21 protein-coding genes are annotated in these 20,836 nt (G+C 61.8%); 7 read left to right on the top strand and 14 right to left on the bottom strand.

Annotated features, from left to right (window positions below; all coding sequences use genetic code 11):
• Window positions 1-339 precede the first annotated feature (339 nt).
• The gene (locus HU715_RS10445; protein ID WP_186704950.1) at window positions 340-2,481 is read left to right on the top strand and encodes a TonB-dependent siderophore receptor; all 2,142 of its coding nucleotides are present in this window, start codon (window positions 340-342) and stop codon (window positions 2,479-2,481) included.
• Between the two features lie 67 nt (window positions 2,482-2,548).
• Here HU715_RS10445 and HU715_RS10440 read toward each other — a convergent pair whose 3' ends face one another.
• Both HU715_RS10440 and HU715_RS10435 read right to left on the bottom strand, forming a co-directional pair.
• Window positions 2,549-3,283 (bottom strand): SDR family NAD(P)-dependent oxidoreductase, encoded by a 735-nt coding sequence (locus HU715_RS10440; protein WP_186704951.1) that lies wholly within the window; start codon window positions 3,281-3,283, stop codon window positions 2,549-2,551.
• A gap of 374 nt (window positions 3,284-3,657) precedes the next feature.
• Window positions 3,658-3,864: a tautomerase family protein gene (locus tag HU715_RS10435; protein WP_025213530.1), complete on the bottom strand. Its 207-nt coding sequence runs from the start codon at window positions 3,862-3,864 to the stop codon at window positions 3,658-3,660.
• Window positions 3,865-3,992: 128 nt separating this feature from the next.
• Here HU715_RS10435 and HU715_RS10430 point away from each other — a divergent pair, with 128 nt between their 5' ends.
• On the top strand, window positions 3,993-4,916 hold the full coding sequence (locus HU715_RS10430) for a LysR family transcriptional regulator (RefSeq protein WP_186704952.1): 924 nt from the start codon (window positions 3,993-3,995) through the stop codon (window positions 4,914-4,916).
• 185 nt (window positions 4,917-5,101) lie between these two features.
• Here HU715_RS10430 and HU715_RS10425 read toward each other — a convergent pair whose 3' ends face one another.
• Window positions 5,102-5,536, bottom strand: coding sequence for a nuclear transport factor 2 family protein (locus tag HU715_RS10425; RefSeq protein WP_186704953.1), 435 nt, complete (start codon window positions 5,534-5,536; stop codon window positions 5,102-5,104).
• 217 nt (window positions 5,537-5,753) lie between these two features.
• Here HU715_RS10425 and HU715_RS10420 point away from each other — a divergent pair, with 217 nt between their 5' ends.
• Together HU715_RS10420 and HU715_RS10415 are read left to right on the top strand one after the other, a co-directional pair.
• Window positions 5,754-6,671 carry an ADP-ribosylglycohydrolase family protein gene (locus tag HU715_RS10420; RefSeq protein WP_186704983.1) on the top strand — a complete coding sequence of 306 codons (918 nt, stop codon included), beginning with the start codon at window positions 5,754-5,756 and terminating at the stop codon, window positions 6,669-6,671.
• 623 nt (window positions 6,672-7,294) lie between these two features.
• Window positions 7,295-7,657 (top strand): DUF6124 family protein, encoded by a 363-nt coding sequence (locus HU715_RS10415; RefSeq protein ID WP_186704954.1) that lies wholly within the window; start codon window positions 7,295-7,297, stop codon window positions 7,655-7,657.
• Between the two features lie 101 nt (window positions 7,658-7,758).
• On the opposite strand, the gene HU715_RS10410 is transcribed toward HU715_RS10415, so the two are convergent.
• Complete coding sequence (locus HU715_RS10410; RefSeq protein ID WP_186704955.1) at window positions 7,759-8,655, bottom strand: LysR family transcriptional regulator; 897 nt, start codon at window positions 8,653-8,655, stop codon at window positions 7,759-7,761.
• A 107-nt stretch (window positions 8,656-8,762) separates the two neighbouring features.
• Here HU715_RS10410 and HU715_RS10405 point away from each other — a divergent pair, with 107 nt between their 5' ends.
• The 3 genes from HU715_RS10405 (at window position 8,763) to HU715_RS10395 (ending at window position 12,957) form a co-directional block, all read left to right on the top strand.
• Complete coding sequence (locus HU715_RS10405) at window positions 8,763-10,133, top strand: MFS transporter (protein WP_186704956.1); 1,371 nt, start codon at window positions 8,763-8,765, stop codon at window positions 10,131-10,133.
• The gene (locus HU715_RS10400) at window positions 10,130-11,404 is read left to right on the top strand and encodes a glucarate dehydratase family protein (protein WP_186704957.1); all 1,275 of its coding nucleotides are present in this window, start codon (window positions 10,130-10,132) and stop codon (window positions 11,402-11,404) included. The genes HU715_RS10405 and HU715_RS10400 overlap by 4 nt, the downstream gene beginning before the upstream one ends.
• Before the next feature lie 368 nt (window positions 11,405-11,772).
• The gene (locus HU715_RS10395) at window positions 11,773-12,957 is read left to right on the top strand and encodes a porin (protein WP_186704958.1); all 1,185 of its coding nucleotides are present in this window, start codon (window positions 11,773-11,775) and stop codon (window positions 12,955-12,957) included.
• Window positions 12,958-13,269: 312 nt separating this feature from the next.
• Here HU715_RS10395 and HU715_RS10390 read toward each other — a convergent pair whose 3' ends face one another.
• The 10 genes from HU715_RS10390 to HU715_RS10345 all read right to left on the bottom strand — a co-directional run bounded on the left by HU715_RS10390 (window position 13,270) and on the right by HU715_RS10345 (window position 20,835).
• The gene (locus HU715_RS10390) at window positions 13,270-14,766 is read right to left on the bottom strand and encodes a nitrite reductase (RefSeq protein WP_186704959.1); all 1,497 of its coding nucleotides are present in this window, start codon (window positions 14,764-14,766) and stop codon (window positions 13,270-13,272) included.
• The gene (gene cobA / locus HU715_RS10385; RefSeq protein ID WP_186704960.1) at window positions 14,763-15,605 is read right to left on the bottom strand and encodes a uroporphyrinogen-III C-methyltransferase; all 843 of its coding nucleotides are present in this window, start codon (window positions 15,603-15,605) and stop codon (window positions 14,763-14,765) included. Before cobA ends, HU715_RS10390 begins: the two co-directional genes overlap by 4 nt.
• Before the next feature lie 40 nt (window positions 15,606-15,645).
• The gene (nirJ, locus tag HU715_RS10380; RefSeq protein ID WP_186704961.1) at window positions 15,646-16,824 is read right to left on the bottom strand and encodes a heme d1 biosynthesis radical SAM protein NirJ; all 1,179 of its coding nucleotides are present in this window, start codon (window positions 16,822-16,824) and stop codon (window positions 15,646-15,648) included.
• 67 nt (window positions 16,825-16,891) lie between these two features.
• Window positions 16,892-17,461 (bottom strand): siroheme decarboxylase subunit beta, encoded by a 570-nt coding sequence (gene ahbB, locus HU715_RS10375; RefSeq protein ID WP_186704962.1) that lies wholly within the window; start codon window positions 17,459-17,461, stop codon window positions 16,892-16,894.
• Complete coding sequence (locus HU715_RS10370; RefSeq protein ID WP_186704963.1) at window positions 17,436-17,879, bottom strand: Lrp/AsnC family transcriptional regulator; 444 nt, start codon at window positions 17,877-17,879, stop codon at window positions 17,436-17,438. The genes ahbB (HU715_RS10375) and HU715_RS10370 overlap by 26 nt, the downstream gene beginning before the upstream one ends.
• Window positions 17,872-18,384 carry a siroheme decarboxylase subunit beta gene (gene ahbB, locus HU715_RS10365; RefSeq protein WP_186704964.1) on the bottom strand — a complete coding sequence of 171 codons (513 nt, stop codon included), beginning with the start codon at window positions 18,382-18,384 and terminating at the stop codon, window positions 17,872-17,874. Before ahbB (HU715_RS10365) ends, HU715_RS10370 begins: the two co-directional genes overlap by 8 nt.
• Entirely contained in the window at window positions 18,381-18,839 is a 459-nt protein-coding gene (locus HU715_RS10360) for an Lrp/AsnC family transcriptional regulator (protein ID WP_186704965.1), read from the bottom strand. Before HU715_RS10360 ends, ahbB (HU715_RS10365) begins: the two co-directional genes overlap by 4 nt.
• A 2-nt stretch (window positions 18,840-18,841) precedes the next feature.
• Complete coding sequence (locus HU715_RS10355; protein WP_186704966.1) at window positions 18,842-20,020, bottom strand: cytochrome D1 domain-containing protein; 1,179 nt, start codon at window positions 20,018-20,020, stop codon at window positions 18,842-18,844.
• Window positions 20,017-20,346, bottom strand: coding sequence for a c-type cytochrome (locus tag HU715_RS10350; protein ID WP_186704967.1), 330 nt, complete (start codon window positions 20,344-20,346; stop codon window positions 20,017-20,019). Before HU715_RS10350 ends, HU715_RS10355 begins: the two co-directional genes overlap by 4 nt.
• A gap of 180 nt (window positions 20,347-20,526) precedes the next feature.
• Window positions 20,527-20,835, bottom strand: coding sequence for a c-type cytochrome (locus HU715_RS10345; RefSeq protein ID WP_186632792.1), 309 nt, complete (start codon window positions 20,833-20,835; stop codon window positions 20,527-20,529).
• Window position 20,836: the final 1 nt, after the last annotated feature.

Here is a 20,836-nt window from a genome sequence, read left to right as displayed (position 1 = left end):
TTGGATCTTCAGCGGGTATAAACCTTGTGGTTGGCCCCAGCCCCCTGTGGGAGCGAGCCTGCTCGCGATAGCGGCCTGGCATTCAACTTGATGCAAACTCACCCGACGCCATCGCGAGCAGGCTCGCTCCCACATTGGATCTTCAGTGGGTATAAACCTTGTGATTGGCCCGGGGCCCCTGTGGGAGCGAGCTTGCTCGCGATGACGGACTGACCGGTCACAAAAAACACAGGTGTTAATGGGAATAGATATCAAACGACAATGAGTTGCTGTATCTTTCGCGACACATTTTTGTCAGCCCCCGATGTGGGGGTTTGTTTCCATTAGGATTGTGCATCGATGCGTCGGATTCTCGTTTCACTGTGTGTGCTCCAAGCTTATTCCATTCCCACCTGGGCCGAAGAGCCGATCCCTGCCAAGCCAGCCTCCCTTGAGTTGCAAGCCACCGATATCGTAGGCAATTCAGACTTTGAAACAGCGCAGGGCCCGGTGAAGGGCTATCACGCCACCCGTTCGGCCAGTGCCACCCGTACCGACACGGCGATCCATGAAACCCCGCAATCCATTTCCGTCGTTTCCCGCGATGTCGTTGAAGACCTCAGTGCCACGCGCCTGCAAGACGCCCTCGATTACGCCGGCGGCGTAGGCCGGGCGAACAACTTCGGCGGCCAGGGCCTGACCACCTTCACCGTCCGCGGTTTCACCACTGGCGAGTTCTACCGCAACGGCTTCCCGATCAACCGTGGCTACCCGAACATGCCGGACGCCAACACCATCGAGCGCCTGGAAGTCCTGCGTGGCCCGGCCACCATGCTCTATGGCCGTGGCGACCCGGGCGGTACCTTCAACGTGGTGTCCAAGCAGCCGTTGGCCGAGCGCACGGTGACCCTCGGCAGCCAGGTCAGCGACCAGGGGATGCGTCGCGGCACGCTCGATGCGTCCGGTCCGTTGGACGAGGAAGGACGCCTGGCTTATCGCCTGAACGTGGTGGGTGAGGGCGGCGATACGTTCCGCGACCACGTCGAGACCGAGCGTTACGGCATCGCGCCGGTGGTGAGCTGGCAGGTCAACGACACCACGCGCCTGACCTTCGAAGGCGATTTCATGCGCAACAATGCGCCGCTGGACCGTGGCCTGACTCATTACGCCGGCCAGCGCGGCACGGCGTCGCGGGATACCTTCTTCGGCGAGAAAGACGTGGGCAAGCTGCACAACGACAACAACATGCTGCAGGTGCGTTTCGAGCACATGCTCAACGACGACTGGACCCTGGCCGGCGGTACTCAATGGCTCGACGGCACCTTGCAGGGCAATGCCGTGGAGGGCAACAGCATCGGCGCCGATGGGCGTACCCTCAGTCGCAACTTCAACTACCGCAAGCTGGAATGGACCGACCGGGACACCCAGCTCAACCTCACCGGGCATTTTTCCACCGGCGGGTTCGAGCACACGTTGCTGACGGGCATTGAGTACGAAGACTACGATTACCAGTCGATCATTCAGCGCTCCTCTGGTGCCGCCGGTACCTACCCGATCGATATCTTCGATCCGGTGCATGGCCAGCCACGCCCGGCATTGACGCGCAAGCCCACCGATGACCAGGAAAATCTCAAGACGTTTGGTGTGTTTGTCCAGGATCAGGTGGCGTTGACTGAGCGCCTGAAGGTGTTGGCAGGGGCGCGTTTCGAACATTTCGAGCATGAGTACGAATCCTTCGTCCCTCAGACTCGGCCCGGTAGCCGTAACTGGGACAAGACTGAAAATGCCGTCACTCCACGCCTGGGGGTGATCTACGATCTGACCGATACCGTGGCGGTCTATGCCAATACCGCCCGCTCGTTCAAACCCAACACCGGTGCCGCCCTTCAAGGCGGGGGATTCAAGCCGGAAGAGGGCAAGTCCTACGAAATGGGCGTCAAGTGGGAAGCCCTGGATCGTCAGTTGAGCGTCGACGCGGCGGTCTACCAGATTGAAAAGCGCAATGTGCTCACGCCCGACCCGTTGGATCCCACCTTCAACCTGGCCGCCGGCGAAGTGCGCAGCCGTGGCTTTGACCTGAACGTGGCGGGCAATTTGACGCCGGAATGGCGCGTGATCGGTGGCTACGCCTACGTGGATGCCGAAGTGACCAAGGACATCAATATCCCGTCCGGCACCCGCTTGCTCAACGTGCCCAAGAACGCCTTCAGCCTGTTGAACGTCTACGAGTTCCAGGACGGCGGCCTCAAGGGCCTCGGCCTGGGCCTGGGTGCCAAGTACGTCGATGAGCGGGCCGGCAATACGGCGGCCAGCACCTTTACCATGGACAGCTACACCGTCGTCGACCTGCTCGGCTATTACAAGGTCAACGAGCGGATCCGCCTTAACCTGGACCTGAAGAACCTGTTTGACGCCGACTACGAAGAAGGTGCATTTGGTGGCGTCTATGCCTACCCAGGCGCACCGCGAACCGTGCAGGCTGGTATCTCCTACACGCTCTGAATCCTTTGCGTCACGAAAACCCCGAAGGCCTGGCCTCCGGGGTTTTTGTTTTTTGACACTTGCCTATTTACCACTTGCCTGTGCTCATCCCGCCGTCCACCGGTAGTATCGCGCCGGTCGTGAAATCAGCACCCGCCAGGTACAACACGGCCTCGGCAATTTCCTCGATGGTGCCCACACGACCGGCCGGGGCCAGGTGGTTGAGGAAGTCGCGGTGCGCCGGGTCGTGCATCGGGGTGTCGATAATGCCAGGTGCGACGGCGTTGACCTTGATGTTGTGGGGCGACAGTTCCAGGGCCAGGGCGCGGGTCATCTGGTTGACGCCGCCCTTGATCAGCACCGGCAGTGCTGCGGGCACCTGGATGTTCGGTTGCAGGGCCACGGCAGCTGAAATGTTGATGATGAAGCCTTGCTGGCGCCCGATCATGTGCGCGGCAGCGGCCTGGCTGGCAAAGACGAGCCCCTTGAGGTTGGTGTCCAGCAGCGCGTCCAGGTCTTGGGGGCTGTATTCGACGAAGGGTTTTGGCAGGAAAAAACCGGCGTTGTTCACCAGCCCGTCAACGGCGCCGAACGCCTCGACGGCTTGGCTGATGAGGGCGGTTGAGGTGGCCGGGGCGGAGATGTCGCCAGCCACTCCGAGGAAACCGGCCGGGTGACCGAGCTCGGCGGCGGCAGCGTCCAGGCCGGACGGGGAGCGGGCATTGCCCACCACGTTGTAGCCCCGAGCGAGGAATGCCTTGACCAAGCCCAGGCCGATACCGCTGGAAGCGCCGGTGATGATGACGGTTTTGTTGAGGCTCATGATTGACTCCTGATCACATTGAGTTGAACCGGTGCGCCGGTGAGGCGTTGGTTGAGCTCAGGGTATTGATGCGCCAGGGTTTGATAAATAAGGCGTCTGGTACTTGAGTTGATACGTCATGTAATCAATCTCGAACACCCATAAATTCCTGTGGGAGCGGGCTTGCTCGCGAAGGCGGTGTGTCAGCTACAGAGTTCTGACTGAAACTCTGTCTTCGCGAGCAAGCCCGCTCCCACAATGTTCCCGGCTGATCGCAAAATCCGCGTTCGCCAGCAATCCCTTGTGGGAGCGAGCAGGCTCGCTCCCACAGGGTTGGCGGGTTGGCAGGCAGAAAAAAGCCCGGTCAATCGGACCGGGCTCGCAAAGGTGGGGCCTTACTCCTTGGGAAGACTTCGATACTCAGTCGTCGTCATCCCCGCATATCCCCAATTATCCGTGTCGACTTCTTCGATCACGATATGAGTCAAATGCGGGTCCTTGCCCAGCACGCGCTGGAGGGTTTCGGTGATTTCGGAAATCACCTGGGCTTTCTGTTCACGGGTAACGCCGTCTCGGGTAATTCGCACATTGACGAAAGGCATGGTGCACTCCAGCGGGTGGGAAATGGACGCGGGACAGCGCCCGCGTGTTGCAAGGCCACTGTATTTATACGCCACGGACTGATAAACAGGCATTTGGAAACTTCAGTTGATACGCGGTGTAACGAATCATGAAGCGTCATTTCGAAGACCTGCAGTTGGGCAGCATAGAACTGTTCTGCCTCGCGGCGGAGGCGGGCAGTTTCACCGCGGCGGCGCAATTGGCGGGTGTGACGCCTGCGGCGGTGAGTCGCTCGATCTTTCGCCTGGAAGAGCGCCTGGGCTCACGGCTTTTCGTGCGCACCACCCGCAGCATCCGCTTGACCGAAGCCGGCAGGACCTATTTCGAGCAATGCCGACAAGCGCTGACGCAACTGGTCGAGGCGCAACAGGAAATGATGGGCGCGCAATCGGTGCCGTCCGGGCAACTGCGCATCAGCCTGCCCACCACCTACGGTCACCATCGCATCCTGCCCTTGCTACCGGCTTTTCGGGCGCTGTACCCGCAAGTGACGGTGGACCTGCACCTGAGCAATCGAAACATCGATTTTGTTGCCGAAGGGTATGACCTTGCCATCCGAGTGCGGGCCCAGCCCGACTCGTCGATGATCGCCCGGCTGCTGGAAGACGCGAAACTGGTGGTGGTCGCCTCCCCGGAGTATCTGCGCAAGGCCGGCACGCCGCAGGTGCTTGAAGACCTGGATGACCACGAGTGCATCCAGTTCGAGTTGCCCAGCAGCGGGCGACGGATTTCCTGGCTATTCAATGTCGAGGGCAAGGAGAAGGAAGTGTTCGGGCAGGGCGGGTATTGCTGCTCGGATGATGTACTGGGCGGGGTGACGTTGGCCAAGCATGGCGCAGGTTTATTCCAGACCTACAAATTCATCGTGGAGCAGGAGTTGGCCAGCGGGCAGGTGGTGGAGGTGCTAGCGCCTTTCGCGGGACGTTCGCGTCCGTTCACCTTGTTGTATCCCCATGGGCGGTACGTGCCGCAGCGGGTGCGTGCGTTTGTGGATTTCCTGTTGCAGTACCGGGAGCAATGGGCCGCGACTTGAGGGAATACAACCGGCGAGGGCAGTAATCCGTGGCGAGGGAGCTTGCTCCCGCTTGAGTGCGAAGCGCTCACAGAATGGGCCGCTACGCAGCCCAGCGGGAGCAAGCTCCCTCGCCACGGGAATCACAGCAGCCTCAAGTGAACAGAGTTCCGCTTGCCACAGAGGTCTTCCCGGTCAACCCGCTATCAGAACCGAAACGCCTGACGCCCGATCAGCAGCCACTTGCCATTCTTCTGCTTCTGCCAGATCTGGAAGTTCTCGATTTCCGTCGGCACCACTTCAGTGCCCTTGAGCGCCTGGGCCGAGAAGTGATTGCGCACCAGCGCCACATCACCGGACAGGGTAATTTTCTGGTTCTTCATTTCCAGGGTCTTGAACGCGCTCTTGCCCGTTTCGATGTCGGCGATGAAGGCTTTCTTGTCCTGGATGTTGCCGCTGGAGTGACCATAGGTCAGGTTCTCGGCGGCCAGTGCCTGAAGTTGTGGGATGTCTTTGTGCAGCATGGCTTGGGTCAAATGATCGACCGCCTGGGCCACCTCCTGCTCGGGCGATGTAGCGGCGGCCGCTGCGTAGCCGCTGAACAGGCACAAGAAGCCGATGACCAATGTCGTTTTTTTCATGGGATTTCCTTGTTGTTGTAGGTATTAGGAACGCGAGCGATGGGTGCTCGTCGGTCATCGTACAACTTGTTTTGAGATGGGGGAACAGCCGAGTGAATGTACGTTGCGTTTTCGATAAAAAAGATTGCGATCAGGTTCCTTGGGCATGCCTAGCCGCTATCATCTCGCTGGTTGTGCGCTGCTCATGGCGGACGAACTCGGATCAGAAGGAATCAGGATGTCTCCGACACTTTCAGACCGCTATCGCGGATGCTTACTGGGCTTGGCGTGTGGTGACGCCGTTGGCACTACGGTTGAATTCCAGCCACGGAATACCTTTACCCCTGTGACCGACATGGTTGGTGGCGGTCCCTTCAATCTCAAGCCTGGCCAATGGACCGATGACACATCGATGGCTTTGTGTCTGGCTGAGAGCCTGTTGCAAAAGCGTGGTTTTGATGCGGCTGACCAAATGGGTCGATACCTCAATTGGTGGCATTGGGGTTATCTGAGCTCCACGGGTGATTGCTTTGACATTGGTATGACCGTTCGCGGTGCACTGGAACGCTATCAGTCCCATGGCGACCCCTTCGCGGGGGATACCGCTGCTGATACGGCTGGCAATGGTTCGCTGATGCGCTTGGCACCGGTTGTGTTGTTCTTTTATCCGGATCGCAAACGCATTCGCGATTTTGCGGCGCTGAGTTCGCGTACGACCCATGGGGCAACAGAGGCGGTGGAGTGTTGCCAGGTGTTGGCTGATGTCATTGCCAACGCATTGACCGGCGCTTCAAAGGCGGATGTGTTGCGTGTGGCGTCCGAGCAACTGACCGCCGCCAAAGTGATAGCGCTCGCCCAAGGGGCGTATCAGGGAAAAGGCCGTAGTGACGTGTCAGGCTCTGGTTATTCGGTGGCTTCCTTGGAAGCGGCGCTGTGGTGCTTTCATCAGACGGACAGTTTCGCTGATGCGGTGCTGGCCGCGACGAACCTGGGCGACGACGCTGACACCACCGCTGCTATTGTCGGCCAAGTGGCGGGGGCATTTTATGGGGTGCAGGCTATTCCCTCCGATTGGTTGCAGAAATTGTGGATGCGGCAGGAAATTGAAGCCATGGCGGATGCACTTCACTTGCAGTCTGAGCTGCTTTTCAAGTAGTGACTTACCGTTCACCACTACCCTGTGAGTCCAAGTGGTCTATGAGGAACCGCAGGGTAAATATCGGGTAAGGTGCCATTTGATAACGCAACAAGTTGTAGCCGGCCAACTGTAGGAAAATTCCCCAAAACATCCGCCAACGTATTATCTACGGCATGACCTCGTTTAATATCGATGAGGACAACGCGTCCCGTAAGACACTGTATTTACACCAATACAGCCCCAAGAAATAACGAAGAAAAGTTGTCATGTTTAATTTCCGTAAACATATCTAGCGCGACACGTTTAAATACACTCCACATTACGCCCTAAAGGCTACGAGACCTTGCGTCCTTGCTTACGCATGCGTCAGAATCCGCCGGCTTGTGCGCTTTGTCCCTGGCCTCTATCGTTTACCTGCCACTGCCCATCAGTGGTCGGGTTTAGTAGCCCATCAGGTTTGGTGAAGTGCTTGAGCACCGTTCAGTCAGGTCATTTATATGCCTGCACTAAATGGTGGTTGTGCGCAGGGCGTCCTCGGGCGCGCCGGGTTTTGCCAATCCTGCCGGTCTACTAACCTGCGTACAGCCGCCACCCTTCTTTTAGTAGAGAACGGTTGCAGCTCCAATATAGGATTGTCAATTATGTTCAAAGTAACTCCCAACCCCCCGGATATCGACTCGGTACTCTACGGCGACTCTCTCGACCCTGAAAAGTTGAAAGAGGCGGCAGACCGTGCGCTCAAGCACTACCTGAATCCCGGGGCGACGAAAACGCAGATACCGCCCCGCAAGCCCAGCACGATCTTCACCATCGACGCAGCGGTGGATGACGAAACGTTACTCGTTGAGGCGTGCGAATCCTTGGCATCCGCCAGCGTGATGGTCAGCGACCTCACCGATTTGACGGACGGCCCAAGACGCCAAACGATGCTGGTGCTGCAACGGGTCATCATGTTGGGTGAGTTAGCGGTCAATCGAGTACTGGATAACCACAAGCCTGGGTAATCGCCAGGTAGTGTTGTGGGGGCGTTGCAAGCGCCCTCACAACCTAAGTCCACGACGCTCGGTCAGCCACTGCCAACCCCATGGGCCTTGTTGCTCCGCCTTCAAAACCCTTCCCGAACCGCCCCCCGAATCCCTTCCAGCAACATGGTGAACGCCGGGTTGTCGTTATCCTCGCGCCACACCAGGTGCAACTCGCTCTGCACCCCTTCGCCCAAATCGATCTCGCGAAACACCACGTGTTTGAACACCACGCTGCTGGCGCAACGCGGCACCAGGGCCAGGCCCATGCCGGCGTTGACCAGGGCCAGGATCGTCAGCGACGACCCCAGCCATTGCACGAATTGCGGTGCGACCCGGGCCGAGCGCAGCATGCCGGTGAGCAGTTCGTTGAAGGGCGGGTAGGCGGCGTGGGAGTACATCAGGAACGGTTGTCCGTCCAGGTCCTGGACGCTGACGGTTTCAGCGCTGGCCAGCGGATGACCCGCAGGCACCGCCAGCACAAAGGGTTCGCGCACCAGGCATTCGGTGGCGTAGCCGGTTTCCAGCAGCGGCGAGCGGACAATGCCCAGGTCGATGCGCCGGGCGCGCAGGGCTTCGTGCTGTTGATAGGTGTTCATTTCCGCCAGGACGATTTTGACCTGGGGCTGTTTCAGCCGGGCCTCGGCAATCACCTTGGGCAAGAACTCGTACACCGCGCTGCCGACGAAGCTGATGGTCACCGAGCCGATGTCACCCTTGGCAAAACGTTTGGCGGCCTCGGCGGCCTGTTGCGCCTGTTCCAACAGGTTCTGCGCTTCGACGAAAAACGCCCGGCCGGCGGCGGTGAGCGCCACGCTGCGGGTGCTGCGGGTGAACAGTTCGACGCCTAGGTGATGCTCCAGCAATTGGATCTGCCGGCTCAGCGGTGGCTGGGTCATGTTCAGGCGTTCGGCGGCACGCCGGAAGTTGAGTTCGGTCGCCACGGTGGTGAAGCAGCGCAACTGGGCCAGTTCAAACATTGATTCAATCCAGGTATCAATCAAGTGCCAAGTTAGATTAGACGGGAACAATCCGCCGCGTCCATCATCGTCCCGTTCCCCACAAAAACAACGATCGGGAGGCACCCTTGAATAACGTAACGGACTCCACCCATGACAACACCCTGGCGCTCGCGGCGGCCAAGGTCAAACGTCATGTATTGCCGTTGGTGGTGGTGATGTTCATCGTCAACTACATCGACCGGGTCAACATCGGCTTCGTGCGCAGCCACCTGGAAACCGACCTGGGCATCGGCGCCGCGGCCTACGGGCTCGGTGCGGGGCTGTTCTTCATCGGCTACGCGCTGTTCGAAGTCCCGTCCAACATGCTCTTGCAACGCTACGGCGCCCGGGCGTGGCTGACGCGCATCATGTTCACCTGGGGCGCGGCGGCCATGGCCATGGCCTTTGTGCGCGGCGAAACCAGTTTTTATGTGCTGCGCTTCATCCTCGGCGCGGCGGAGGCGGGGTTCTTTCCCGGCATCATCTATTACTTCACCCAATGGCTGCCCGCCAACGAGCGCGGCAAGGCGATGGCGATCTTCCTCAGCGGCTCGGCCATCGCCTCGGTGATTTCCGGCCCGGTCTCCGGCGCCTTGCTGCACATCAGCGGGATGGGCCTGCATGGCTGGCAGTGGATGTTCCTGATCGAAGGTTTTGCCTCCATCGTGCTGTGCGGGTTCGTCTGGTTCTGGCTGCAATCGCACCCCAGCCAGGCCAAATGGCTGACGGCTGAAGAGAAAACCGTCTTGATCGCCGCCATCGCCGAAGAGCAGCGAGCGAGGGAAGCCGCGCAAGTGATCAAGCCGTCGATGTTCAAGTTGCTGGCCGACCGACAGATCGCGCTGTTCTGCTTCATCTACTTTTCCATCGCCCTGACCATCTACGGCGCCACGTTCTGGCTACCGAGCATGATCAAGAAAATGGGCAACCTGGGGGACTTCCAGGTCGGTTTGCTCAACTCCATTCCGTGGATCATTTCCATCGTCGCGATGTACGGTTTTGCCGCCCTGGCTGGCAAATGGAAATTCCAGCAGGCCTGGGTCGCGGTGACGCTGGTGATCGCCGCGTTTGGCATGTTCATGTCCACCACCGGCGGGCCGATCTTTGCCTTCGTGGCGATCTGTTTCGCGGCCATCGGTTTCAAGGCGGCCTCGGCGCTGTTCTGGCCGATTCCCCAGGGCTACCTGGATGCGCGCATCGCGGCGGCGGTGATCGCCCTGATCAATTCCATCGGTAACCTCGGCGGCTTCGTCGCACCGACGGCCTTCGGTTTCCTGGAGCAGACCACCGGGTCCATCGAGGGCGGACTGTATGGGCTGGCGATCACTTCCTTGGTGGCCGCCGTGGTGATTTTCTTCGCCCGCACCAAGCCGGGTCGCGATAAGCCGAATTCACTGTCCGACCAACCGGAAAAAAACCAAGCCTTGAACCCTGGCCCATCGGGAGCCGCTGTATGAAGATCAAACGCGTCACCGTCACCCCCATCGCTTTTCGCGACCCACCCTTGCTCAACGCCAGCGGTATCCATGAACCGTTCGCGTTGCGTTCGATCATCGAGATCGAGAGCGACAACGGTTACATCGGCCTGGGGGAGAGCTACGGCGATGCCCCGGCCCTGGCGATCCAGCAGCAGTTGCAGAGCCAGTTGATCGGCCTGGACCCGTTCAACCTCAACCAGTTGCGGGCCATCGTCCAGGCGACCGTCGCCGCGCAGAAACCGGCCAGCGTCAGCGGTGCCGAACTGGCGCCGGGTTCCCATGCGAGCAAGGCGGTGAGCAATGCCTATTCGGCGTTCGAAGTGGCTTGCCTGGATTTGCAGGCCCATTACCTGAACGTGCCGTTGGTGGACCTGCTGGGCGGCGCGATCCGCGACGAAATTCCGTTCAGCGCATACCTGTTTTTCAAGTACGCCGAGCACATCGATTCGCCGTACCCAGCCGACACTTGGGGCGAGGCCCTCAACGAAGAGCAGATCGTCGCCCAGGCCCGGCGGATGATCCAGGACTATGGTTTCAAGAGCATCAAGCTCAAGGCTGGCGCCCTCGATCCGGAGCATGAAGTCGCCTGCATCAAGGCGCTGAAACAGGCGTTTCCCGGCTACCCGTTGCGCATCGACCCCAATGGCAACTGGTCCCTGGAGACCTCGATTCGCATGGCCGAACTGCTGGGGGATGACTTGCAGTATTACGAAGACCCGACGCCCGGGCTGGAAGGCATGGCCGAGCTGCACAAGCGCACGGGGTTGCCGCTGGCGACCAATATGGTGGTCACCGATTTCGATGAGTTTCGCCGCAGCGTGGCGCTGGACAGCGTGCAGATCGTGTTGGCCGACCATCATTACTGGGGCGGCCTGCGGGACACCCAGGTGTTGGCGAAAATGTGCAGCACTTTCGGCCTGGGCGTGTCGATGCATTCCAACTCGCACCTGGGCATCAGCCTCATGGCCATGGCCCACGTCGCGGCCGCGGTGCCGAACCTCGACTATGCCTGCGACACCCATTATCCGTGGCAGGAGCCGGATGAAGAAGTGATCAAGGGCGGCAAGCTGCCGATTGTCGACGGCTGCGTGAAGATCACCCGGGCGCCTGGGCTTGGCTTGGAGCTGGACCGGGATCAACTGGGCAAGCTGCATGAGCAGTTTCTCAGTTGCGGCATCCGCCAGCGCGACGATGTGCGGCAGATGCAGCGTTACCGGCCGGATTGGAAGACCGTCAAGCCGCGGTTCTGAGCCGAAGGCGAGGGGCCTGCTGCGCAGGCCAGCGGGAGCAAGCTCCCTCGCCACAAAAGCTGGATCTGACTTCAATTTTGAGTGTGGGTGCGACCCCTGTGGCGAGGGAGCTTGCTCCCGCTGGGCTGCGCAGCAGCCCCAAACCAGCCAGCTCACTATGACTGCCCAATGGGTTGATCCTCCCAAGCCACCTTGCGGCCCACACCCAAAGTACCGCACCCGCCAGCCTCGCCGTCTTACACCCAAACTGCCGCGCCGGGCCGGCGCTGCCAAAGCATCCGCCAATCGCTCCCAAGGCAGCGTATGACGCGCCCTGGCGCCTTTCGATAATCGCCTCCGACATCCCGTCCCCTGTTGCGGAGCGCGCCATGCACAACAATAAAAATACCCGCCAACGTTTTTTGCCTGCGGTCATCGTAGGTGTTTCGAGCCTGGGCCTGACGCCTTGGGCCAACGCCGAAATCATGCTGTACGACAAGGACCAGACCACCTTTTCCACCGACGGCTACATCAACGCCTTTTACGTCAACAGCGACGTCGACCGCGCGGGTGAGCAGTACGACCGTCGGCAGGCGCGGGTCAAGATGGGCTTTTTGCCCAACTACCTGGGTTTCAACATGGGCAAGCAGGTCGATGACCTCAAGCTCGGCGCCCGTGCCTCGTTCTGGGTGACCATCAACGACAGCGAAACCAACGGCACCGACACCGCCATCGACGTGCGCCAGTTCTACGGCACCGTGGCCAACCCGGAGTGGGGCGAAGTGCTGGTCGGCAAGGACTTCGGTCTGTTTGCCCGTTCCAACATCCTGCTGGACGAACTGCTCGCCGGTTATGGCCAGGTCAGCGACACCCTGGGGCTGGTGGACGGTGGTGGCGTGTCGTTTGGCAACATCGGCAGCGGTTATCCGTACCCGTTCCCGACCTCGCAGATCACCTACCGCACGCCGGTGATGGAGGGCTTGCGCGTGGCGGTGGGGATCATGGACCCGGTGGACACCAACGACAACAGCGCCACCGGCAAGGCCTATCAGGAAAACCCGCGCACCGAGAGCGAGATCACCTACCAGTTCGACCTGGGCGGGGCGAAGATCTACAGCTGGCTCAACGGCAGTTACCAGACCTCGGACAACACCGACGCCAGCGTCGAATCGGTCACTTCCAAAGGCCTGGGGTACGGTGTACAGGCGAAGATGGGCGGGTTGTCGCTGACCGGCTCGGGGTTCCAGGCCAAGGGCATCAACCCTTTCTTCACCAACAACGCCGGTGAAGCCACCCTGCGCAATGTCGACAGCAAGGGCTACCTGTTGCAGGGCTCCTACAAGCTGGGCAAGAACCGCTTGGCGCTGTCCTACGGCAAGACCGATGACGACGGCAACGGCGTGGTGGGCAGTGGTGCCGATTACGAAACCCGTGGCATTGCGCTGTTCCATGACATCAACGACAACCTCAAGCTCGTGGCCGAGTACAACCAGTTCGAAATCAATGGCCACGATACGAGCGCCCAGAACGAAGACACCGACACGTTTGCGGTGGGGGCGGTGCTTACCTGGTGAGGGGGAAATCCCTTTGGGGCTGCTGCGCAGCCCAGCGGGAGCAAGCTCCCTCGCCACGGAGGGCAACCCCATGGCCGAAGAGTTTGCTTGGCTGCACACATAACCCTGTGGGAGCGAGCTTGCTCGCGATGAGGGCAAGTCATTTGGTATGGATGTGGCTGGCCCACCGCTATCGCGAGCAAGCTCCCACAGGATGGTTAAGCTGACCTACGTTTCCGATCGCCTTTGTGGCGAGGGAGCTTGCTCCCGCTGGGCTGCGAAGCAGTTCTGAGGGTCGGTTGATATTGGGGGCTGCGCATCAGCCCCTTTTTTTCAGTGCGACGTCCCCTCGGCAAACTCGATCTTGTTGCCGACGTTGTACTTGCCCGAAGGCTTGTTCATGGGCAGTCGCTTGATTTCCTCGAGGGTGTTGCTGTCGTAGACGATCAGCGCGCCATCGCTATCCCAGATGCTCAACAGCAGGTAGCGGCCATCGCGGGTGAACTCGACGTGGGCGGCGGTCTTGCCGGGCATGGGCCGCAGGGTGTGGGCGATTTCCAGGGTCTGTTTGTCGATCAGGTGGATGGCATCGTTGTCCGGGCCGAAGAACACATCGGTCCAGGCGTAGCGGGAGTTGGCGTGACTGCGCAGGAAGAAACCCGGCCCCAGCGTGGGGATCTGCTTGATGACTTTCCAGGTGTCGAAATCGATCACCGAGATCAATCCCTTGCTGATGTTGGGCGTGGCGAACACCCAGTGCCCATCGCGTTTCCAATAGGTCCCCGAGCCCAGGTGTGGCATGCCCGGCAGCGCGATGTCAGTGACGATCCGCCCGGTGTCGAGGTCGATCACCTGGCCGCCCTGGGCCTTGCGGGAGGTGGCGAGCAACTGCCGGTAATCGGGCGAGAAGGAAAAATCATCGAGGTAATCCTCGGCCTCGATCCGTCGGGGCACGAAGTCCGGGTTCGGTCCGCTGGACAGTTCCCAGACCTCTTTCACGTCTTTCAAGGCCACGATGAAGCTGTTGCGCGGCGGCGCGGTATACACCGCACTGACCCGCGACGGCTGGCCGTTCAGGCCCACCGTTGCAACGGTCTTGACCAGTGACAGATCGCGGGCATCCAGCACCACCACATTGCCCGGCAGGGTGTTGCCCACCAGCACCCAGCGCCCGTCCTTGCTCACCGCCAGGTTGCGGGTATTGAGCCCGGCCCGCACCTCGGCGATCAGCGTGAGGTTGTGCAGGTCATACAGGCTGATCCAGCCGTCCCGGGAGGCGAAATAGACGAAGCGTCCGTCCGGGGAAAATTTCGGTCCGCCATGCAGCGCAAAGTGTGAAGCGAAGCGCGCCAGGACCTCGAAGCGATCGCCGTCGACAATATCGACGTGATGATCGCCAGCCTCCACCACCACGAACAGGTTCAGCGGATCAGCGTGATGCTGGGGTTTATCGGGCAGGCTGGCGACATCCGCCAGCAGGCGATGACTGCGGCGGGTGTCGTCCTCGCTCCAGGTCGGTTCAACGGCGGGCGGACGTTGAAGGTAGTGGGTCAGGCCATCGATCTGCGCAGACGTCAGCACTGCGCCGAACGCCGCCATCTGGCTGGCCGGGCGTCCATGGGTGATCACCTGGCGGATTTCGTCGGGCTTGATCCGACTCAGGCTTTGCGGCAACAGTGCCGGCCCGGCAGCACCGATGCGATTGACCCCGTGGCACTGCTGGCAGTGTTGCTGGTAGGTCTGTTCGGCAGACGCCAGGTCCGGTTCCGGCACCGTGGCGCCGTGGACAGTGCCGATCCACAGCAATGGGGCAAGCCAGCCGATTCTCATGAGGCGACCCTCGCGATATTTGGCTGGAGCGGTAGGGCCGGGTGCAGGCGGGCCGGATGCTCCAATACCTGATGGGCAAACAAGCCAACCACCTTGCCGATCACCGTCAAGGTCGGCAGGCCTTCGGCGCACGCCTTCGCCAGCTCCGGCAGTTGCTGGAGAGTACCGCGCAGGACCTGCTGGTCGGGGCGCGTGCCGTTGCTGATCAACGCCGCCGGCGTATCAGCCGCCAGGCCCGCCGCGATCAACTGCGTGGCAATGGTGCCGAGGTTCGACAAGCCCATGTAGAACACCAGGGTCTGGCTGTCATCCGCCAGGCTTTGCCAAGGCAAGTTCAAGTCGCCTTCGCGTTGCAAATGACCGGTGATGAAACGGCAGGAGTTGACCAGGTCGCGATGGGTCAAGGGAATGCCGGCGTAAGTGCTGCAACCGGCCGCGGCGGTGATACCAGGCACGATTTGGCAATCGATACCCCGCGCCAGCAGATACTCCAGTTCCTCGGCGCCGCGACCGAAGATGAACGGATCGCCGCCCTTGAGCCGCACCACCCGTTGTCCCTGGTCGGCCAGGTCGGCCAGCAGTTCGTTGATCTGTGGTTGGGGCAGGCTGTGGCAGCCGGCGGCCTTGCCGACGTAATGCCGGGCGCACGCGAGTGGAATCAGGCTGAGCAATTGCGCGCTGATCAAGCGGTCGTAGACCACCGCGTCGGCCTGTAGCAACAGGCTCCAGGCGCGCAAGGTCAACAGGCCCGGGTCACCGGGGCCGGCGCCGACCAGGGCGACCTCGCCCGGTCTGAAGGGCGATTGCAGGGCAGCGGGCAAAACGATGGAGGCAGGCATGGGACTTCCTTGGTTCGGTATCAGGTTCGCCGTCGGTTCATCAGGCGCAGGGCAGCGCAACGCTGGGGATCGGGTGCAGGCCAATTTCGTCATCGCTGAGGTGGCAGCCGGGGTCCTGGCCCCACAGGTCGCCGTCGGCCCAGGCGCGGGTGCGGGTATTGCCGTTGCAGATGTCCAGCCATCGGCATTGCCCGCAGCGGCCGCCCACGGCCCGGGGGTGTTCGCGCAGCTTCAAGAGCAGGGCGTCGGGGCGCTCTGACCAGAGGGTCTTGAACGGTGTCTGGCGCACGTTGCCCACCGAGTGCTGCCACCAGTAGGTATCGGGGTGGACCTCGCCGGTATTGTCGATGTTGGCAATGCCGCTGCCCGAGGCATTGCCGCCCCAGGCCCGCAGCATCTGCTCCAATGCGGCGTAGTGCTGGGGCAAGCGCCGGGATACCCAGTGCAGCAAGAGGATCGCATCGGCATCGTTGTTGCCGCTGACGAAATCACTGTCGCGGCCCTGTTCGATGTCGCGCCAGGCCCTTTCGAAGATCAAGTCCATGGCCTCGCGGCTCATCTGCTGCTGGGCATCGAGCTTGCGACTGCGCTTGCCGCGGCCGCTGTAGTTGAGGTGCGACAGGTAGAATTTCTGTACGTCGTATTCATCCATCAAGTCCAGCAATCGTGGCAGCTGGGCATGGTTTTGCTGGGTGAGGGTGGTGCGCAATCCGACCCGGATCCCTTGCTCGCGGCAGAGCCGGATGGCCGCCATGGAGCTGGCGAAACTGCCCTTGAGCTGGCGGAATTCATCGTGGGTCGCTTCCAGGCCATCGATGCTGATGCCGACGTAGTCGAAGTTCGCCGCGGCAATCAGTTCGATGTTGGTGGCGTCGATCAATGTGCCATTGGTGGACAGGGCCAGGAAAAAGCCTTTGTCGCGAGCATAGGCGCTGAGCTGGAACAGATCGTCGCGCAGCAAGGGTTCGCCGCCGGACAGGATCAGCACGCGCACACCGGCATCATGCAGGTCGTCGATGACCTGTTGCGCCGCCGCAGTGTCCAGTTCATCGCGAAACACGCTGTCGGCGGATGTTGCATAACAGTGCTTGCAGGTCAGGTTGCAACGCCTGAGCAAGTTCCAGATCACCACCGGCGGGCGCTGGCTGCCCGGTGGCGCGACGCGTGGGGCGGGGCAATGCCCGGCCAGGGCCCGCAGGTAATGGCTGATCCTCAACATAAGTCGCTCCGTGGGAGCAAGGCTTGGTGGGAGCAAGGCTTGCCCGCGATGAAACCGATGCGATCCTTCATAAAACCGACGCCCCTGCTTCGCGAGCAAGCTTTGCTCCCACAGGCGACAGCCGCAGGCCGGTTTTTTTCAGGATGCGGCTGCTCACCAGCATGTCGTCGGCGGCGCAGGCGTCCCCCAGCAGGTAGCGCAGGTGTTCGCGGTAGCTGTCGATTTCTTCGCGGCTGCGGCCATGGACCATGGCGAACAGGTTGTAGCGCCAACCGGGCCGGCGCGGGCGCCGATAGCAGTGGCTGACAAAGGGCTGTGCTCCCAGCAGGGCGCCGAGGCGTGCGATATCGGCATCGGCCACGTCCCACACCGTCATGCCGTTGTGGCGATAACCCAGGCGATAGTGATTGGGCACGGCGGCGATGCGCCGGATCGCGCCTTCGGCCTGCAAACGCTTGAGCAGGTCAATGGTGGATTCCACGCTCAAGCCCAGTTGTTCGGCCAGCCAGGCCCAGGGGTCTTCGAGCAAGGGCAGGCCGGCCTGGGTCAGTTCCACCAGGCGCAGGGCCAAGGGCGTTTCATCCAGCCGTGGCGGTGCTTGCCACAACGACTCAGACGGGGAAGTACAGGCCGACATGGTAGGTCTCCTCTTTGGGCAGGTTCAGCGGCACCAGGCCGGTCAGGTGCTCGATGCGCAGGAGGGCGTCGTTGATCGCCTGTTCGCTGGGGCAGGCGAGCACGAACCACATGTTCCAGGTGTGTTCGCGGCGGTAGTTGTGGGCGACTTCGGGCATGTCCGCGAGCAGCTCGGCGATGGTTTCGAAGTGCGACTCGGGCACCGCCAGTGCCGCCAGGGTGAACGCACCGCCCAGGCGATCGATGTCGAACATCGGGCCGAAGCGGGTCAGTACGCCGTCGTTGAGCAGTTCATGCAGGCGGTCGAGCAGTTCAGTCGCATTGCTGTCCAGTTCCTCGGCCAGGGCCTGCCAAGGGTGACGGACCAGTGGCAGGCCCAATTGCAGGCGATTGATCAGGCGCCGGTCGAGGTCATCCATCGCTACGGGCTCCGACCGGTGCGGAGAAACGTCCGCCGCATTGCTTGAACAGGTGCGTGCTGAACAGCAGTTGGTGCGGCAGGTCGTCCAGCAGGTGTTCTTCCAGCAGCGCCTGGACCTGGGCCTCGACGCGGTCACGCTGGCGTCCGTGGATCATGCAGAACAGGTTGTATTGCCACTGGGGCAGGCGCCGTGGACGCTGGTAGCAAAGGCTGATGCCCGGGGCCTGGCCGAGGCGCCGGCCGACTTCATCGACCAGGGCGTCCGGCACATCCAGCACCAGCATGGCGTTAGCGGCAAACCCCAAGGCGCGATGGTTGACCACCAGGCCGACACGACGGAACAGCCCCTGTTCATGCCAGCGCTGCACCTGTTCGAGCACTTGTGGCTCGCTGGCCTCGATCTGTTCGGCCAAGGCCTGGAAGGGACGGGATGTCAGGGGCAGGCCGGTTTCCAGCAGACGGCGCAAGGCCAGTGACTGTTGTTCGCTCAGGGCGTTTTTCATGGGGTGGCCTCCAGGGCAAAGCCCAGGTCGATGCGGTAGGCGGTGAGCATGGGCAGGTCCAGGGGCGTGAGGCCGGTGTCGTGTTCCAGTTCTTGGAGGATGTTGTCCAGGTGCGCCCGGTTGGGGCCGGTCAGCACGAACCAGAGGTTGTAGCGATGTTCCCGGGCATAGTTGTGATTGACTTCCGGGTATTGGCTGACGCGTGCCGCCACCTGGTGCAGGCGGTCTTCGGGCACCGCCAGGGCGACGAGGGTGCTGGCCCCGGCGCGGGTGTGTTCGAACACCGGGCCGACCCGCGATAAGGTCCCGGCCACGTGCAGGTGGTGCAGGCAATCGATGACCTGGGCTTCGCTGCAGCCCAGGGTCTCGGCCATGGCCCGATAGGGCTCGGCGCACAACGGCAGGCCATGCTGGAATCGATCGATCAGGCGCCGGGCCAGTGAGCTGGGTGCCATGGTCAGTACCCCGACTTGTGCGCGCGACTGCTGAAGAAAATCCCGCTCGGGCTCAGGGCCGGTAGGCTGCCCAGGCGTTCGAGCCGATACGGGTTCCAGACCTGGACCTCGCCACCGTCCCGGACGGACAGCCACAACTGGTCACCCCGTGCGGTGAATTCCATGTGCAGCACCGCCGGGCCTGGCCGTAGGTCGGCGACGATGGCGTGGGTCTGGGTGTCGATGACCTGGACGCGGTCGTTGTCCGGATAAGCGAAGTTGACCCACAGTTGCCGGCCATCTGGTCGCGCCGTGACAAACACCGGTTGGCCGGCCACGGCGATGGCGTCGGTCTGCTGCCAGTCCTGGGCATTCATCACCAACACCTGGTGATGCCCGACGGCGGGTACGAAGGCTTGTTGGTCGGCCATGGCCCAGCCTTCCAGATGCGGCATCTTGTACACCGGCAACTTGTCCTGGCCGCGTCCGTAGTGCCCGAGCAGCCGTTTCACGCCGCGTTCCGGGTGCCATAGGTCGAGCTGGGCCATGCCGTCCTCGCCGAACAGCCCGGCCATGTAATGACGCCCGTCGGGGGTGATCAGGGCGTCGTAGGGTTGCTGGCCGATGGCGGTGAAACGCTCGATGCGCGGGGTGAGGCCCTGGCTGAAGTCGGCGGTCCAGATCTCGCCGGTGTCGAACAGGCTGAACACGAAGCGTTGTCCCGGTGCATCCACCAAGCCGACCACGCGTGAACGTTTCTGGCCGCCGGGCAATGGCGTGGCCGGGATGTCGGCGACCTGTTCCAGGGTCTGGGCATCGAATACCTTGACGCCGCCGGGCTCGTAGTTGGAGACAGCGATCAGCTTGCCGTCCTGGCTGATTGCGCCGCCGATGCTGTTGCCGCCCTGGATGATCCGCCGCTCGATTTGTGCGCCCAGCAGGTCGACTTTGCTCAGGCCACCGTCGCGACCGAATACATAGGCGTAGCGCTGGTCGCGGGAGAACACCACCGAGGCGTGGGACAGGTCGCCCAGGCCTTCGACACGGCCCAGGGCGGTGCGGGTGTCACTTTCGATGATTTGCAGGCTGCCGCTGGCGCGTTCCACCACCACGCCCAAATCGCCGGTGCCGCGCAACGGTGTCTGGGCGCAACCGCAGAGCAGCAGGGCGATGGCCGTGGAGGACAGGATAGAACGGATCATGGGGCGGGTTTTCCTTGAAGGAGCCGGTCCACCAGCCAGCGGATGTCGTCGGGTTCGAGCAGCGCGGCCCAACCGGGCATGGCGCTGCCGGGCCGGCCGAGGGTGACGGTGGCGATGAGACTGTCGCGGGATTTTCCGGCCAGGGCTTCGTGGGTCAGGGGCGGGCCGAGGCCACCGGTCAGGTACAGGCCGTGGCAGGCGCCGCAATCCTGGTCCAGCAGGTGTTGCAGTTGGGCCTGGCGCCGGCTGTCGGGAGCGGCCAGCACGCAGGAGGAGAAAACGAAGAGGAGGGTGGTTATCGAGGTGGTGAAGTGGTGTCGTTCCATGACGTCCTCCTGAACAAAATTGCACGGCTTTTGTGGCGAGGGAGCTTGCTCCCGCTGGGCTGCGCAGCAGCCCCTTGGGTTTGCCTGACACAGCGAGTCGTCAGGTTGCTATTTGGGGCCGCTTCGCAGCCCAGCGGGAGCAAGCTCCCTCGCCACAGGCATCAGGCAGATCCTGCCCAGTTATTTAAGGGTCAAGACCCACGCCGCGAGGATCTTGGCTTCTTCCTCTGTCACCGGGTTGGCCGGCATCGGCATCGGTCCCCAGTTGCCTTGCGTCCCTTCCTTGATGTGTTTGGCCAGTACCGCCTCGGCCCCCGCGACGCCGGCGTTTTTCGCCGCGACTTCCTTGAGCGCCGGGCCCACCACCTTGGTGTCGATGGAGTGACAGGCCGCGCAGGGCTTGCTCTTGAACAGGGTCGGGCCGTCTTGCGCCAAGGCCGGCAGGCTGTAGGCGGCCGTCAAGGCCAGTGCGATCAGAATAGGCTTCATG

Origin of the sequence: Pseudomonas zanjanensis, assembly GCF_014268745.2 — a bacterium.
Classification (GTDB): domain Bacteria; phylum Pseudomonadota; class Gammaproteobacteria; order Pseudomonadales; family Pseudomonadaceae; genus Aquipseudomonas; species Aquipseudomonas zanjanensis.
The sequence above is the reverse complement of the archived record's forward strand: the minus strand, read 5'-3'. Positions and strand labels throughout refer to the sequence as shown.

Coding starts and splice junctions, on each gene's coding strand:
- HU715_RS10440 (WP_186704951.1), bottom strand. CDS start 3,283: ATGAGCCTCAACAAAACCGTCATCATCACCGGCGCTTCCAGCGGTATC.
- HU715_RS10350 (WP_186704967.1), bottom strand. CDS start 20,346: ATGGAACGACACCACTTCACCACCTCGATAACCACCCTCCTCTTCGTT.
- HU715_RS10435 (WP_025213530.1), bottom strand. CDS start 3,864: ATGCCTTTCGTCAATGTGCGAATTACCCGAGACGGCGTTACCCGTGAA.
- HU715_RS10420 (WP_186704983.1), top strand. CDS start 5,754: ATGTCTCCGACACTTTCAGACCGCTATCGCGGATGCTTACTGGGCTTG.
- HU715_RS10400 (WP_186704957.1), top strand. CDS start 10,130: ATGAAGATCAAACGCGTCACCGTCACCCCCATCGCTTTTCGCGACCCA.
- HU715_RS10345 (WP_186632792.1), bottom strand. CDS start 20,835: ATGAAGCCTATTCTGATCGCACTGGCCTTGACGGCCGCCTACAGCCTG.
- HU715_RS10395 (WP_186704958.1), top strand. CDS start 11,773: ATGCACAACAATAAAAATACCCGCCAACGTTTTTTGCCTGCGGTCATC.
- HU715_RS10370 (WP_186704963.1), bottom strand. CDS start 17,879: ATGGATGACCTCGACCGGCGCCTGATCAATCGCCTGCAATTGGGCCTG.
- ahbB (WP_186704962.1), bottom strand. CDS start 17,461: ATGTCGGCCTGTACTTCCCCGTCTGAGTCGTTGTGGCAAGCACCGCCA.
- HU715_RS10425 (WP_186704953.1), bottom strand. CDS start 5,536: ATGAAAAAAACGACATTGGTCATCGGCTTCTTGTGCCTGTTCAGCGGC.
- HU715_RS10360 (WP_186704965.1), bottom strand. CDS start 18,839: ATGGCACCCAGCTCACTGGCCCGGCGCCTGATCGATCGATTCCAGCAT.
- cobA (WP_186704960.1), bottom strand. CDS start 15,605: ATGCCTGCCTCCATCGTTTTGCCCGCTGCCCTGCAATCGCCCTTCAGA.
- HU715_RS10445 (WP_186704950.1), top strand. CDS start 340: ATGCGTCGGATTCTCGTTTCACTGTGTGTGCTCCAAGCTTATTCCATT.
- ahbB (WP_186704964.1), bottom strand. CDS start 18,384: ATGAAAAACGCCCTGAGCGAACAACAGTCACTGGCCTTGCGCCGTCTG.
- HU715_RS10415 (WP_186704954.1), top strand. CDS start 7,295: ATGTTCAAAGTAACTCCCAACCCCCCGGATATCGACTCGGTACTCTAC.
- HU715_RS10355 (WP_186704966.1), bottom strand. CDS start 20,020: ATGATCCGTTCTATCCTGTCCTCCACGGCCATCGCCCTGCTGCTCTGC.
- nirJ (WP_186704961.1), bottom strand. CDS start 16,824: ATGTTGAGGATCAGCCATTACCTGCGGGCCCTGGCCGGGCATTGCCCC.
- HU715_RS10410 (WP_186704955.1), bottom strand. CDS start 8,655: ATGTTTGAACTGGCCCAGTTGCGCTGCTTCACCACCGTGGCGACCGAA.
- HU715_RS10430 (WP_186704952.1), top strand. CDS start 3,993: ATGAAGCGTCATTTCGAAGACCTGCAGTTGGGCAGCATAGAACTGTTC.
- HU715_RS10390 (WP_186704959.1), bottom strand. CDS start 14,766: ATGAGAATCGGCTGGCTTGCCCCATTGCTGTGGATCGGCACTGTCCAC.